This is a genomic window from Marinomonas mediterranea MMB-1, assembly GCF_000192865.1.
In the GTDB taxonomy this organism is placed as follows: domain Bacteria; phylum Pseudomonadota; class Gammaproteobacteria; order Pseudomonadales; family Marinomonadaceae; genus Marinomonas; species Marinomonas mediterranea.
In genome coordinates, this window is record NC_015276.1 from 4,137,337 (window position 1) to 4,152,500 (window position 15,164).

General features: G+C 45.0%; 7 protein-coding genes, 2 tRNA genes and 3 rRNA genes. 5 read left to right on the forward strand and 7 right to left on the reverse strand.

Annotated features, from left to right (window positions below):
- The first annotated feature begins 237 nt into the window (after positions 1-237).
- Positions 238-1,401: an IS256 family transposase gene (locus MARME_RS18875; RefSeq protein WP_013662870.1), complete on the forward strand. Its 1,164-nt coding sequence runs from the start codon at positions 238-240 to the stop codon at positions 1,399-1,401.
- Positions 1,402-1,596: 195 nt separating this feature from the next.
- Here MARME_RS18875 and rrf read toward each other — a convergent pair.
- From rrf to MARME_RS18900, 5 genes are all read right to left on the reverse strand, one after another.
- Positions 1,597-1,711, reverse strand: a 5S ribosomal RNA gene (gene rrf / locus MARME_RS18880).
- A 263-nt stretch (positions 1,712-1,974) separates the two neighbouring features.
- Positions 1,975-4,861 (reverse strand): 23S ribosomal RNA (locus MARME_RS18885).
- Positions 4,862-5,199: 338 nt separating this feature from the next.
- A tRNA-Ala gene (locus MARME_RS18890) sits at positions 5,200-5,275 on the reverse strand.
- Between the two features lie 313 nt (positions 5,276-5,588).
- Positions 5,589-5,665: transfer RNA gene (locus MARME_RS18895), tRNA-Ile, on the reverse strand.
- A 72-nt stretch (positions 5,666-5,737) separates the two neighbouring features.
- A 16S ribosomal RNA gene (locus tag MARME_RS18900) occupies positions 5,738-7,276 on the reverse strand.
- Together the 16S, 23S and 5S rRNA genes with 2 tRNA genes alongside form the textbook arrangement of a ribosomal RNA operon.
- A 756-nt stretch (positions 7,277-8,032) precedes the next feature.
- Between MARME_RS18900 and ahpC the strand changes: the two genes are divergently transcribed.
- Positions 8,033-8,590 (forward strand): alkyl hydroperoxide reductase subunit C, encoded by a 558-nt coding sequence (gene ahpC, locus MARME_RS18905; RefSeq protein WP_013662871.1) that lies wholly within the window; start codon positions 8,033-8,035, stop codon positions 8,588-8,590.
- 87 nt (positions 8,591-8,677) lie between these two features.
- The gene (gene ahpF / locus MARME_RS18910; protein WP_013662872.1) at positions 8,678-10,222 is read left to right on the forward strand and encodes an alkyl hydroperoxide reductase subunit F; all 1,545 of its coding nucleotides are present in this window, start codon (positions 8,678-8,680) and stop codon (positions 10,220-10,222) included.
- An 83-nt stretch (positions 10,223-10,305) separates the two neighbouring features.
- On the opposite strand, the gene MARME_RS18915 is transcribed toward ahpF, so the two are convergent.
- Positions 10,306-11,580 carry an MFS transporter gene (locus MARME_RS18915; RefSeq protein WP_013662873.1) on the reverse strand — a complete coding sequence of 425 codons (1,275 nt, stop codon included), beginning with the start codon at positions 11,578-11,580 and terminating at the stop codon, positions 10,306-10,308.
- A 189-nt stretch (positions 11,581-11,769) separates the two neighbouring features.
- Complete coding sequence (locus MARME_RS18920; protein WP_013662874.1) at positions 11,770-12,273, reverse strand: glycine cleavage system protein R; 504 nt, start codon at positions 12,271-12,273, stop codon at positions 11,770-11,772.
- A 187-nt stretch (positions 12,274-12,460) separates the two neighbouring features.
- On the opposite strand from MARME_RS18920, the gene MARME_RS18925 reads away from it, so the two are divergent.
- Positions 12,461-14,395, forward strand: coding sequence for a putative bifunctional diguanylate cyclase/phosphodiesterase (locus MARME_RS18925; protein ID WP_013662875.1), 1,935 nt, complete (start codon positions 12,461-12,463; stop codon positions 14,393-14,395).
- A gap of 89 nt (positions 14,396-14,484) precedes the next feature.
- A complete protein-coding gene (locus tag MARME_RS18930) occupies positions 14,485-15,123 on the forward strand; it encodes an NAD(P)H-dependent oxidoreductase (protein WP_013662876.1) in 639 nt (212 codons plus the stop codon).
- The last annotated feature ends 41 nt before the right edge of the window (positions 15,124-15,164 follow it).

The following is a 15,164-nucleotide window of genomic DNA, read 5'->3' on the forward strand; positions in this document are numbered from 1 at the left end:
AGGCGCTTGGATACAATCCAATGTTGAAGGATCAGTCTGGTAGAATAATCTCCCCCCACAGCATCAAGTGCTTGGGTTAGGAACATACTTACCAGACTGGAGTGAATTACTAGCTAAGCAATTCACGTACATACCGTCCCAATAAGTGTGTCTAACGAGGTGTTGTAAAAGAAGCCTCTCTCTCATTAAATGACATTGTTTCGACCAAAAAACAAACCATTTAACAAAAGAGAGACTATGAATCATTTAAAGCTAAACCAAACTCAGATACAAGCCGTTGTTGATCAACTCACATCACAACCCGACGGTGTGAACCGGTTGCTAGAGATAGCAATGAACAGTCTAATGAAGGCAGAGCGTAACGCCTATTTAGAGGCGGCACTAAAAGGCAATAAAGCCAACGGTTACCGTTCTGTGAGTGGCTATGGTGTGGGCGACTCACTATCTTTGCAAATTCCCAGAGATCGCTTGGGAGGCTTTAAACCAACCTTACTTAAGGTCATGAAAGATCAAGCAGATTCACTCAATGAGCTTTGCTTTGAGCTTTATGCAAAAGGATTGACCACCCGTGATATTGAGTCCATTACCGAAACAATATACGGACAACATCTGTCAAAAAGCCAAATATCCCGCATCACTTCGAGCTTATCAGAAGCCATGCAAGCGTTTAGAGAGCGTCCATTAGCTGAGTATTATCCTATCATTTATCTTGATGCAACCTTTGTAAAAACGAGGCGTGAACGAGTTTCCAGCGAAGCGTATTACATAGCCCTCGCGGTGTTGGCAGATATGACACGTGAGGTAATTGGTATCTACAATGCACCGACAGAATCAGCCAGCGTGTGGAATGAGATCTGCATTGATTTAAAAAACAGAGGTCTTAAGCAATCAGACTTGTTTGTCATCGATAACCTGACCGGATTAGACAGCACGCTTGAGACGCATTTCAAAGCGCCCATTCAAAAGTGTATTCTACACCTCAAACGTTCTATCCTTAACAAAACAAAGAAGCAGCATCGTCCAGAAATGGTCTCGGATCTCAGTGACATTTTTCAGCTAGAGAATCGAGATGATACAAAAGATGCTCTCTTAAAAAGAGCCAAAGCCATTTCAATAAAGTGGCAGCGTTACTATCCACACCTAAAGCGACTAGAGGATGCTGATTGGCTATCTTACTATGCAACGTATCTTAGTTTTGAATATGATATCCGTAATATGATTTATACAACGAACTGGATAGAGCGTTTAAATAAAGCGTTCAAACGGACGTTGAAAATCCGAAATTCGATGCCTAGCGTCGAGTCGGTATTAACGCTTTTAAGCAAAGTGGCCATAGATATGAATAGTTCGACTTATCGTCACCCAGTGAGTCGTTTTCAGAAAAGCCACCTGTTTAAATAAAGAGTGAAGCCATGAAATGAGAGACAAGACACACTTTTTGGGACAGTACCTTTGTATGAGCCAGTCCGTATGACCCCTCCCTCGCCCTCCCCTTGATAAGGGGAGGGAATAAGACCTTTCCAGACGTTCAGTTTGGTTCAGTCCAGAAACAGAAAAAGCCCTGACCATTTCTGATCAGGGCTTTCTGTATTAGAAGCTTGACGACGACCTACTCTCACATGGGATCCCCCACACTACCATCGGCGATGGCGCTTTTCACTTCTGAGTTCGGGATGGGATCAGGTGGTTCAACGCCTCTGTGATCGTCAAGCAAACTGGGATGTGTTCGTTCTGGGTGATCGATTGTTTCTCTGATCTACTCCCAAAACACACAAGTTCGTTACTTGGCTTATCTTACTGATTCTGCTGGCTTTTTCAATCTAATTAATCGATCGAATTTACTCAACGCAATCAGCGTGCTTTAACAATGCTTTTTGAAATAACTCTAATCAAACTTCAAACCCACTCTCTTATCAAGAGCGTCGTAAATTCATATGCACTTCGCAGTCTTTCTCAAAACCACTTTGGTGTTATATGGTCAAGCCTCACGAGCAATTAGTATTGGTTAGCTCAAGGCCTCACAACCCTTACACACCCAACCTATCAACGTCCTAGTCTCGAACGGCTCTTTAGGGAACTTAAAGTTCCAGTGAGATCTCATCTTGAGGGAGGCTTCCCGCTTAGATGCTTTCAGCGGTTATCCCGTCCGAACATAGCTACCCGGCAATGCCACTGGCGTGACAACCGGAACACCAGAGGTTCGTCCACTCCGGTCCTCTCGTACTAGGAGCAGCTCCTCTCAAATCTCAAACGTCCACGGCAGATAGGGACCGAACTGTCTCACGACGTTCTAAACCCAGCTCGCGTACCACTTTAAATGGCGAACAGCCATACCCTTGGGACCGGCTTCAGCCCCAGGATGTGATGAGCCGACATCGAGGTGCCAAACACCGCCGTCGATGTGAACTCTTGGGCGGTATCAGCCTGTTATCCCCGGAGTACCTTTTATCCGTTGAGCGATGGCCCTTCCATACAGAACCACCGGATCACTAAGACCTACTTTCGTACCTGCTCGACGTGTCTGTCTCGCAGTTAAGCGCGCTTTTGCCTTTACACTCTATGCATGATTTCCGACCATGCTGAGCGCACCTTCGTGCTCCTCCGTTACTCTTTGGGAGGAGACCGCCCCAGTCAAACTACCCACCACACAGTGTCCTCGATCCCGATAAGGGACCTGAGTTAGAACCTCAAACATACCAGGGTGGTATTTCAAGATTGGCTCCGCTTGAACTGGCGTCCAAGTTTCAAAGCCTCCCACCTATCCTACACAAGTAGGTTCAAAGTTCACTGTGAAGCTATAGTAAAGGTTCACGGGGTCTTTCCGTCTAGCCGCGGATACACAGCATCTTCACTGCGATTTCAATTTCACTGAGTCTCGGGTGGAGACAGTGTGGCCATCGTTACGCCATTCGTGCAGGTCGGAACTTACCCGACAAGGAATTTCGCTACCTTAGGACCGTTATAGTTACGGCCGCCGTTTACTTGGGCTTCGATCAAGAGCTTCGCTTACGCTAACCCCATCAATTAACCTTCAAGCACCGGGCAGGCGTCACACCCTATACGTCCACTTTCGTGTTTGCAGAGTGCTGTGTTTTTAATAAACAGTCGCAGCCACCTGGTATCTTCGACCGATCAAAGCTTAGAGAGCAAGTCTCATCACCCTAACCGGCGCACCTTCTCCCGAAGTTACGGTGCCATTTTGCCTAGTTCCTTCACCCGAGTTCTCTCAAGCGCCTTGGTATTCTCTACCTGACCACCTGTGTCGGTTTGGGGTACGGTCTATGTATATCTGAAGCTTAGAAGTTTTTCCTGGAAGCATGGCATCAACCACTTCACCCAAAAGAGGGTTCGTCATCAATTCTCAGCCTTAAGAGGGTCCGGATTTACCTAAACCCTCAGCCTACAACCTTAAACGCGGACAACCATCGCCGCGCTGGCCTAGCCTTCTCCGTCTCTCCATCGCAATATACATCGGTACAGGAATATTAACCTGTTTCCCATCGACTACGCTTTTCAGCCTCGCCTTAGGGGCCGACTCACCCTGCCCTGATTAACATGGGACAGGAACCCTTGGTCTTCCGGCGAGGGGGTTTTTCACCCCCTTTATCGTTACTCATGTCAACATTCGCACTTCTGATACCTCCAGCCTGCCTTACAGCTTGACCTTCAACGGCTTACAGAACGCTCCTCTACCATACTAGTAAACTAGTATCCGTAGCTTCGGTGTACAGTTTAGCCCCGTTATATCTTCCGCGCAGGCCGACTCGACTAGTGAGCTATTACGCTTTCTTTAAAGGGTGGCTGCTTCTAAGCCAACCTCCTAGCTGTCTAAGCCTTCCCACATCGTTTCCCACTTAACTGTAACTTTGGGACCTTAGCTGACGGTCTGGGTTGTTTCCCTTTCCACGACGGACGTTAGCACCCGCCGTGTGTCTCCCGCGCTCATACTCATTGGTATTCGGAGTTTGCATGGGGTTGGTAAGTCGGGATGACCCCCTAGCCCAAACAGTGCTCTACCCCCAACGGCAATACGCGAGGCGCTACCTAAATAGCTTTCGAGGAGAACCAGCTATCTCCGGGCTTGATTAGCCTTTCACTCCTATCCACAAGTCATCTCCAAACTTTTCAACGTGTGTGAGTTCGGTCCTCCAGTTGATGTTACTCAACCTTCAACCTGCTCATGGATAGATCGCCCGGTTTCGGGTCTATTCCCAGCAACTAAACGCCCTATTAAGACTCGGTTTCCCTACGGCTCCACTAAATGCTTAACCTTGCTACTGAAAATAAGTCGTTGACCCATTATACAAAAGGTACGCAGTCACCGAACTAAGTCGGCTCCCACTGCTTGTACGTACACGGTTTCAGGATCTATTTCACTCCCCTCACTGGGGTTCTTTTCGCCTTTCCCTCACGGTACTGGTTCACTATCGGTCAGTCAGGAGTATTTAGCCTTGGAGGATGGTCCCCCCATATTCAAACAGGATATCACGTGTCCCGTCTTACTCGATTTCATTGATAAGGCATTTTCGTATACGGGGCTATCACCCACTATGGCGACCCTTTCCAGAGTCTTCTACTAACACCAAATCAACTTAAGGGCTAATCCCCTTTCGCTCGCCGCTACTAAGGGAATCTCAATTGATTTCTTTTCCTAAGGGTACTTAGATGTTTCAGTTCCCCTCGTTCGCCTCGTAACGCTATGTATTCACGTTACGATACCCGCAAGCGGGTGGGTTTCCCCATTCGGAAATCTTGGGATCAAAGTCTGTTTATCGACTCCCCCAAGCTTATCGCAGATTACCACGTCCTTCATCGCCTCTGACTGCCAAGGCATCCACCGTGCACGCTTGGTCACTTGACCATATAACCCAAAATGATCTCATTCAGTAATACTGAATCAGAAACATTGAACTACATACCAAAGAGCTTTTGTACCTCTTTGGATTTACGATTGTTAGATTGTTTACTCAAATCTCAGAAGGAATTAAGAGATCCGAATATCAATCCACCGGTTTGACGCTTGATTATCGTCTATTTCAAAAAGTCATATTGTTAAAGAGCAAGTTTAGTGCTTAAAAACACTAAGTCAGAGACTAAGAAGCCTCAGCTGATGATGTTAATTAAAACAACCAACTGGCTTAGCATCTTGCTTAGGGTTTTATATATATGTGTTGTATTCCGATCACCACTTAGAAGAAGTGGTGGAGCTATGCGGGATCGAACCGCAGACCTCCTGCGTGCAAAGCAGGCGCTCTCCCAGCTGAGCTATAGCCCCATATATCGCTGCAGAATTATAAAACGAAAATCTTATAATTCAATACCAAAAAGGCTTAGAACAAGGCTTGAAGTTGTGAAGCATAGTTTTCTATGCGAGCTAACTTCATAACGACGCTATAAGGATTTTTGGTGGGTCTAGGCCGATTTGAAAAAAACAGACCACCTCACCGCTCTCTAATCGAGAATGGGGTGCGCTCAATATCAAACAAGCTAAATCCATTTTAAATCCAAAATTTCTTAGAGCAAGGCTTGAAGTTGCGAAGCATAGTTTTCTATGCGAGCTAACTTCATAACGACGCTATAAGGATTTTTGGTGGGTCTAGGCCGATTTGAACGGCCGACCTCACCCTTATCAGGGGTGCGCTCTAACCAACTGAGCTATAGACCCAAAAATTTACAACACTCACTAACACAGATATCAGATAATTTGTGTGAACGCTCACCAGAGCTTCTTATCGTTTAAGGAGGTGATCCAGCCCCAGGTTCCCCTAGGGCTACCTTGTTACGACTTCACCCCAGTCATTGACCACTCCGTGGTAACCGCCATCCCTAAGGTTAAGCTAGCTACTTCTGGAGCAATCAACTCCCATGGTGTGACGGGCGGTGTGTACAAGGCCCGGGAACGTATTCACCGTGGCATTCTGATCCACGATTACTAGCGATTCCGACTTCATGGAGTCGAGTTGCAGACTCCAATCCGGACTACGACGCACTTTTTGGGATTTGCTTACTTTCGCAAGTTCGCCGCCCTCTGTATGCGCCATTGTAGCACGTGTGTAGCCCTACTCGTAAGGGCCATGATGACTTGACGTCGTCCCCACCTTCCTCCGGTTTGTCACCGGCAGTCTCCTTAGAGTTCTCAGCATCACCTGCTAGCAAATAAGGATAAGGGTTGCGCTCGTTACGGGACTTAACCCAACATTTCACAACACGAGCTGACGACAGCCATGCAGCACCTGTCTCAGAGTTCCCGAAGGCACCAAAGCATCTCTGCTAAGTTCTCTGGATGTCAAGAGTAGGTAAGGTTCTTCGCGTTGCTTCGAATTAAACCACATGCTCCACCGCTTGTGCGGGCCCCCGTCAATTCATTTGAGTTTTAACCTTGCGGCCGTACTCCCCAGGCGGTCTACTTATCGCGTTAGCTGCGCCACTAATCTAAAATCGACCAACGGCTAGTAGACATCGTTTACGGCGTGGACTACCAGGGTATCTAATCCTGTTTGCTCCCCACGCTTTCGCACCTCAGTGTCAGTATCAGTCCAGGATGTCGCCTTCGCCACTGATGTTCCTTCCTATATCTACGCATTTCACCGCTACACAGGAAATTCCACATCCCTCTACCGTACTCTAGCCTGCCAGTATCAGGTGCAATTCCAAGGTTGAGCCCTGGGCTTTCACATCTGACTTAACAAACCACCTACGCGCGCTTTACGCCCAGTAATTCCGATTAACGCTTGCACCCTCTGTATTACCGCGGCTGCTGGCACAGAGTTAGCCGGTGCTTCTTCTGAAGCTAACGTCAAAGTACTTGAGTATTAATCAAGCACCCTTCCTCACTTCTGAAAGTGCTTTACAACCCTAAGGCCTTCTTCACACACGCGGCATGGCTGGATCAGGGTTGCCCCCATTGTCCAATATTCCCCACTGCTGCCTCCCGTAGGAGTCTGGGCCGTGTCTCAGTCCCAGTGTGGCTGATCATCCTCTCAGACCAGCTAGAGATCGTCGCCTTGGTAGGCCTTTACCCCACCAACTAGCTAATCTCACGCAGGCTCATCTAATAGCGGAAGGTCCGAAGATCCCCTCCTTTCCCCAAAAGGGCGTATGCGGTATTAGCATGCGTTTCCACATGTTGTCCCCCTCTACTAGGCAGATTCCTACGCGTTACTCACCCGTCCGCCGCTCGACGCCTGATAGCAAGCTATCATCGTTTCCGCTCGACTTGCATGTGTTAAGCCTGCCGCCAGCGTTCAATCTGAGCCATGATCAAACTCTTCAGTTAAAAGAATTTGCTCTAACTCATGAATAACGTCTGACTTTAACTATTTGCCTTCCAACCTAAGTTGAAAGACCGTAAAGCGAATTGACGTGTTCACTCATCAAAGACTTTAATTTTTTAGAAGTCTCCAGCGAGCGCCCACACAAATTATCTGATTATCTATTTTAAAGAGCGTACTGACTGGATCATCTTAAGAAGTGTTCTTCTTAGTGTGTCACTCGTTGTTCTGAGTGGCTCTCCGTGTCAGTGGGTGCGTATATTACCTTCCAGATTTTTTTACGCAAGTACTTTTTTCATTTATTTTGATTTTTTATCTATTCATCTCAATATCCTAGAATTCATAGGCTTTGCTAGATAGAGGGCACTACTAACAAATAGAAGAACACTGCTAATAAAGAAGCGCGAGTAGGAGCCAAACGTCCTTCTTAACCTACCTTCATAAAGAAGGCGTTCGCTTCGATTAGAAGCGGGCACCTTATATAGTCAACAGGAACAAGACCAATCAGAATACAGCACGCAACTCTGAACTGAGCCTCTTTAACTAAGCGTATGTATCTCTGCCTAAAATAGCTTCATAGATTTTCATAGCTCTTTATAGACTACAACTGACTCTCTTCTTACTTCCAAGCAGCCTATCAAAACCAAAATAGTTTTTAGCTATTTAAAATTTAGTTATTACCAATTTCATTAATTTAGAAAAACTTCCTAATATAGCTCTCGTTGGTAACGCAAACCGCAATTAACTTTAGGAGATATACAATGGTTAACACTCAAATCAAACCTTTCAACGCAACAGCATTCAAACAAGGCGAGTTCGTAGAGGTTTCTGAAAAAGACGTATTAGGTAAATGGGCAGTATTCTTTTTCTACCCGGCTGATTTCACATTCGTTTGCCCAACTGAACTAGGTGATGTTGCTGACAAGTACGAAGAGCTACAAAAGCTTGGCGTTGAAGTGTTCTCTGTATCAACAGACACTCACTTCACTCACAAAGCGTGGCACGATAGCTCTGACACTATCGGTAAAATCAATTACTACATGCTAGGCGACCAAACAGGCACTATCACTAATAACTTTGGTGTAATGCGCGAAGGTCAAGGTCTTGCTGATCGTGCAACCTTCTTGATGGATCCAGAAGGTACGATCCAAGCAGTAGAAATCACAGCAGAAGGTATTGGCCGTGACGCTGACGACCTACTACGTAAGATCAAAGCAGCACAATATGTAGCAGCGCACCCGGGTGAAGTTTGCCCAGCAAAATGGAAAGAAGGTGAAGCGACATTAGCACCATCTTTGGACCTAGTCGGCAAAATCTAATTTAGATAACGTCGGCACCGCCTCCCTCATCCCCTCTTAGAGGGAGGCACTCCACTTTATTTAACACACAGTAACGGGTTAACGAACATGTTAGATTCAAATATAAAGCAACAACTGGACACCTATCTAAAGAACATCATTAATCCGATCGAGATTACTGTGTCCACTAACGGCACTGCAAAAGCAGAAGAGTTACTAGATCTTGCTCGTGATATTACGAGCCTGAATGAAAAAATATCCTTATCTGTTGATGAAACGCCAACAGGAAGAGCACCTTTAATGGCAATTGGCCCTAAAGGTGAAAAAGCGCGAGTTCAATTCGCAGGTATTCCAATGGGGCACGAGTTTACGTCTCTTGTTCTTGCCTTATTACAGGCTGGCGGACACCCTGCAAAAGAGTCCGCAGAGACCATTGAACAAGCTAAATCGCTTTCAAACAAACTCAATTTTGAAATTTATATTTCACTGACTTGTCAAAACTGTCCAGAAGTTGTTCAGGCACTTAACTTATTCGCGGTACTGAACCCCAATGTCACAACGACAATGATTGATGGCGCCTTATTCCAAGACGAAGTTAATGAACGCAACATAATGGCTGTTCCTTCTGTCTATCTTAATGGCGAGTTATTCGGACAAGGCAGAATGTCATTAGATGAGATTCTAAATAAAGTAGACACTGGCGCTTCGGATAAGCAAGCCGCTGCGTTGTCTGAAAAAGCACCTTATGATGTGCTTGTAGTCGGCGGCGGTCCAGCAGGTGCCTCCGCAGCAATTTACTCAGCTCGAAAAGGCATTCGTACTGGTGTCGTTGCAGATCGCTTTGGTGGACAAGTTGCCGATACAATGGCAATCGAGAACTTTATCTCTGTTAAAGAAACTGAAGGGCCGAAGCTCGTCGCAAACCTTGAACAACACGTATTGGACTACGATGTCGACTTGATGAAGACACAAAAAGCAGTTCGTATCGAGAAAAACGAGTTGATAGAAGTCGAGCTGGAAAATGGCGCAGTTCTAAAAAGTAAATCCGTTATTCTTGCAACGGGTGCTCGCTGGAGAGAAATGAACGTTCCTGGCGAGAACGAATACAAAGGCAAAGGTGTTGCTTACTGTCCACACTGTGATGGCCCATTATTTAAAGGTAAGAAAACAGCAGTCATCGGCGGCGGTAATTCAGGCATAGAAGCAGCCATCGATCTTGCTGGAATCGTAGAACATGTCACAGTACTTGAATTTGGCGATCAACTTCGGGCAGATGATGTTCTAGTTAAAAAAGCAGAGTCGCTATCAAACGTTACGATCATAAAAGAGGCCATGACAACTGAAGTTATTGGTGACGGGCAACGTGTCATCGGCTTGAAATATACAGATCGTAAATCAGGTGAATCACACCTTGTCGATGTTGCAGGCATTTTTGTTCAAATTGGTTTAGTTCCGAACAGCGAGTTCCTAAAGGACTCTCTAGAACTGACGGATCGTGGTGAAATTGTAATCGACAATAGAGGGCAAACATCCATGCCAGGCGTATTCGCTGCTGGCGATGTGACCACACAAGCATACAAACAGATCATTATCTCAATGGGAGCTGGCGCAACAGCGGCTCTTGGAGCATTTGATCACTTAATCAGAAGCTAATATAGCTTAGATTCAATATTTCAATTTGGTTTGTGCGTTCCAACCAAAACAAACTGGCTGTCTTATCCAAGCAGCCAGTTTTTTTATATCTTTACCTTCTCGTACTCTTTCGTTTCGGTAGAATCAATACTTAACCGACATAACGTATGTTGACTCCGAGCATTTCCCAACGATACAGCGCCAATGATACAGGCAACTATTCCCAATAATGCGCCAAGACCAATCGCATAACGCCCTCCAAATTCATCACATAACCAACCGACTAACGGTCCACCTAACGCCGTACTTCCTAAGATAACGCTAATCGCAACCGCCATGACACGACCTTTGTATTTCTTATCAGAAGAAACCTGAATAAAAGCGTTTGCCGACGTTGTCATGAGCTGCAAAGTCATTCCTAAGAAAACAAGAGCGACACAAAACATCCAAATAGAACCACTCATGGCAACGCAAAGACAGGCTATTGAGTATGCCGTCGCAACATACACCATACGTCTTACGGTCGGTGCAGGCAGACTTGCGGTTAAAACAGCACCAGTAATCGACCCAACAGCCATCATTGAAACCAGCATCCCATATTGCATCGCCCCCCCATGAAACTCGTTGATGTTGATTGAGGACAAGTAAACCGCAAAACTCATTCCGGTAATGCACACACAAGACACCATGGCCAATGCCACGACCATTTCCCGACGAGATGCGATATAGACAAAGCCATCTGATATTTTATTTGTGCCTTTGGTGGCGGAATGATGTTTGAAAACGCATGAAGATTTCAACGATAACCATAGGACGCAGCACAACATCGGAATATAGGACATTGCGTTCATTAGAATCACCCAACCAGAGCTCGTTGACGCGATTAATACACCTGCGATTGCAGGCCCTATAAGACGTGCACTATTGAAAGAGACTGAGTTCAAGCCCACTGCATTTGTTAGCGCTTTTTCTGGCACAACGTCTGAAACAAATGCATGTCGCGCAGGAATATCAAACGCCACCACGACACCGTGAGTCAAAGCTAAAAAATAGATATGCACTAGCGTGACTTGCTCCGTTATAACGAGCATACCCAAAGTAAACGATGTAGACATAAGCAACACTTGGGTTACTAGTAGTAGCTTGGCGCGATCAAAATAATCGGCCAAAAAACCCGTAAATGGAGATAAGACTAACTGAGGCACGTATTGCAGTAGAACGACAATACCAATAGCAGTGGCATTTTGTTTGGAAAGATAAGCGATAACCAACCAATCTAGTGCGGTTCTTTGCAGCCAAGTCCCTAGATTAGAAACAAATACACTGCTTAACCAAAAACGAAAATACCTATTTTCAAGCGAGCGGAATGTTTGAAGCACAGCCTTCTCCTCATCAAACAGAACTTTCAACTAAAAATGAACGTAATCGTTCATTCGTCGACTAAAACTGAATGCTTGATAGGTTGACGGCTACAATGAAACTCAGCGGCAATCCATTGCACAACCTCAGAACGCGAAACTCACGTCCTTACATAATGTAATTTAAATTTTTAGAATATAAATCAGTCGTTAATTACGCTCCACCATCAGATCACTACTAATTTCTTCAATCGTATTTTCAAGATCCGATTCTGTAAGATGTTTTGGTAAAGCCAAAAGAAAATTCGCTACGAATAACATTTCAGAACTCATAGGGGCGGGTTCACAGAAACTAGAAAGCTCTTTAACGTTCACTTGTAAACTAGCAAGTTTTTCAGAAACTTCTTTAACAATCCCTGGGCGGTCATTTCCAATCACCTTAATCGAAAGCTCTAGAAGGTCTCGGTCAACTACTGAAGCTCGCTCAACAGAGACCTTTAACCCTAACGGCTCTAAGTCCTCCAATGCGGCTACAAGTTTGGTTTCCTCATTCTTCTCCACTTCAACCGTAACGATTCCAGCAAACTTATCCGCTAGGTGAGCCATTCGGCTTTCCTTCCAGCTGCCTTTATTCAACTGAACAACATTCGAAAGCATTTCCACTAAACCAGGTCGATCTTCGCCTATTACTGTCAGAACCAATGTTTGAAACATACTACTTTCCATCCTATTTTCTGAGCCAGTTCGCAATACAGCTCGCACTTTAAAAGATAGAACTAAAATCTAAAATTTGAAAGTTTCAAAACAATCACTTACATTCAACTAATGAATTATTGGCGTTGTTTGTAGACAATAGGATTCTACCAATAGCCGATAACCCCTTTATATGCAGAGAATAGAAATGAAAAACCATCACACTGGCCCTCTTTCTCAGCACGAAAACATCGACCGAGAGCAGATTTCGGTACTTTACAGTGGCCTTTTCTCTGGGTTAGTCGTGTCATTGATCTCAGCCATTGGAATCGTGATCGTATTCTTCGGTGACGAACGAGACACAGCCAAACTACTCTGGTTATTAACCATGATTGCAAGCGCTGTTCAGCGTTGCATTGATTTTGTACTCTTTCGAAAGGAAAAACTTAGCGACCCGCAATTCGATACTCGTAAATATCAGCGGCGTTTTTCGAGCGGCTGCATTGCTTCCGCTCTTATCTGGTCGTCTTACCCCTTGTTTTTCTACGAAGGGTCGACAGTAAATGAACAAACAATCAGCATGATTATTATGACGGGCTTATCAGGTGGTGCAGCGACGACACTGGCCAGCCATAAACCAACAGCCATAAGCTACATATTACTTTTAATGGTCCCGTATTCACTTATTTTAATTTTCTCACCAATAGAGCACCACCGGGTCCTTGGTGTCATTGGGCTTTGCGCCACCGTCGCACTAGCAACGATGGCCAGAACCAATGCCCGTGTTCTAACCAATTCAATCACACTGAAGTTCGCCAACTCAGAGCTTCTAGAACAGATGGAAGAAAAAGTAGAACAACGGTCACGTCAAATATATGAGCTATCCCATAAAGACCCTTTAACAGGGTTACTTAATCGAGCGGCGTTTATCGAAACGTTCAAGGACATTAATAGCCCAGCGAACCAGCATAGCTCACTGCTCTTTATTGATCTCGATGGCTACAAACTCGTCAATGATGGCATGGGGCACGCCGCTGGCGATCAAATAATGAAGTCAGTGGCAGAACGAATCTTAGAGTATTGTGTTGATTCAACGCTTATATGCCGCTGGGGCGGTGATGAGTTTTTGGTCTACTCGCCCTATGAGTCGAAAGCTAAAACCCTTGAATTCGCAAATGGGTTGATCGAGCGTTTATCTCTACCGTACCCAGTCACGGCGCAATCCAGCGCAAATATTGGCGCTACGATTGGCATTGCCATTTATCCAGAACATGGTCTTGAGCAAAGTATGTTGATCCAGCGTGCAGATATGGCAATGTATCACCAAAAAAACATTGAGAAAGGCTACGCTCGATTCTTCGATGATAATTTACAAAGCAAGTTACTGAGAGAGCTACATTTGCGTAACTGCATGCTAAATGCGATTAACAACAAGGATTTCTATGTCCTTTTTCAGCCTATCATAGACACAACCCATAACGAGATTGCATTCATTGAAGCACTCGCCAGGTGGAACCTTGATGGTGAACAGATTAGTCCCGCAGAATTTATCCCTATTGCAGAGCAACATGGACTCATTAAGTCACTCGGGGAGCAACTGTTTATTCGCGCATTAGAAAAAGCAAAAACCTATGTAATGGAGCGACATTCAACCAAGTTGTGCTTCAATGTCTCAATAAATCAACTTCATGATATTCACTTCTCAAAAGTCGTCATTAAGGCGTTAAAGGATACTCAATTTCCAGCGGATAAACTGGTTCTTGAAATGACAGAAACGGCTATGGCACAAGATAAATCGACGATTATGACCCAGTTACGAAAGCTCAGATCACTGGGCATTCAAGTCGCAATAGACGACTTTGGCACGGGATACTCTTCCCTAGCCTATATGCAAAATTTCGACATTGATCTGGTCAAATTAGATAGAAGCTTTATCACTCAAATTGATAGCGAACAAACGTCAGTTATAAAAGCCGTCACTGAATTATCTAAAGCGTTTCACTTTAATATCATTGCAGAGGGTATTGAATACAAGAATCAAGCAGAGAAGCTGCAATCACTAGATATTAGTGTGCATCAAGGTTTTCTGTATTACAGACCAATGACAATGAATCAGATCTCTGACCTATCTCTACAGCCGTGAACTTCATTTTAATCATTTCAATTTTGAAATTCCTGTTGACGATGTCATATTAGTACGACTTTATTGAACCTTTTATGGGAATCAACTCTATGTCTAATTTATTAGAAAAGCTTAATTGGCGTTATGCTACAAAAAAAATGGATCCGTCAAAGCCGGTTCCTCAGGAGAAAGTCGACGCCATCCTAGAAGCGATTCGCCTAACTGCAACATCAAGCGGACTCCAACCCTATGACGTTTTTGTTGTCACAAACAAAGCCTTGCGTGAAGACATAGTTCCACATGCTTGGGGACAAACTCAGATCACGGATGGTTCTCACCTACTCGTCTTCGCGGCATGGGATAACTATACCGAAGAGCGCATTAACGCCATGTTTGATTTGGTCAACGAAGAACGCGGTTTTACAAACGAAGGCTGGGAAGCGTACCGTCAAAAACTGCTGGCCGTGTACCCTCCTCGTGACGCCAAAGAAAACTATGAACATGCCGCTCGCCAAGCTTATATTGGTCTAGGCACCGCGCTCATTGCTGCCGCTGAAGAAGGTATCGACAGCACACCAATGGAAGGCTTTGACCCTGAAAAAGTAGACGAAATTCTCGGATTAAAAGAAAAAGGGCTTCGCTCTGTGATTCTCTTACCATTAGGCTATCGAGCAGAAGATGGGGATTGGCTAGTGAACCTCAAAAAAGTGCGTCGAGCAAAAGAGCAATTCATTACTGAATTGAAATAGTCTCCTAAAAAGACGGTAAACAAACGCTGCCTATAACCGAT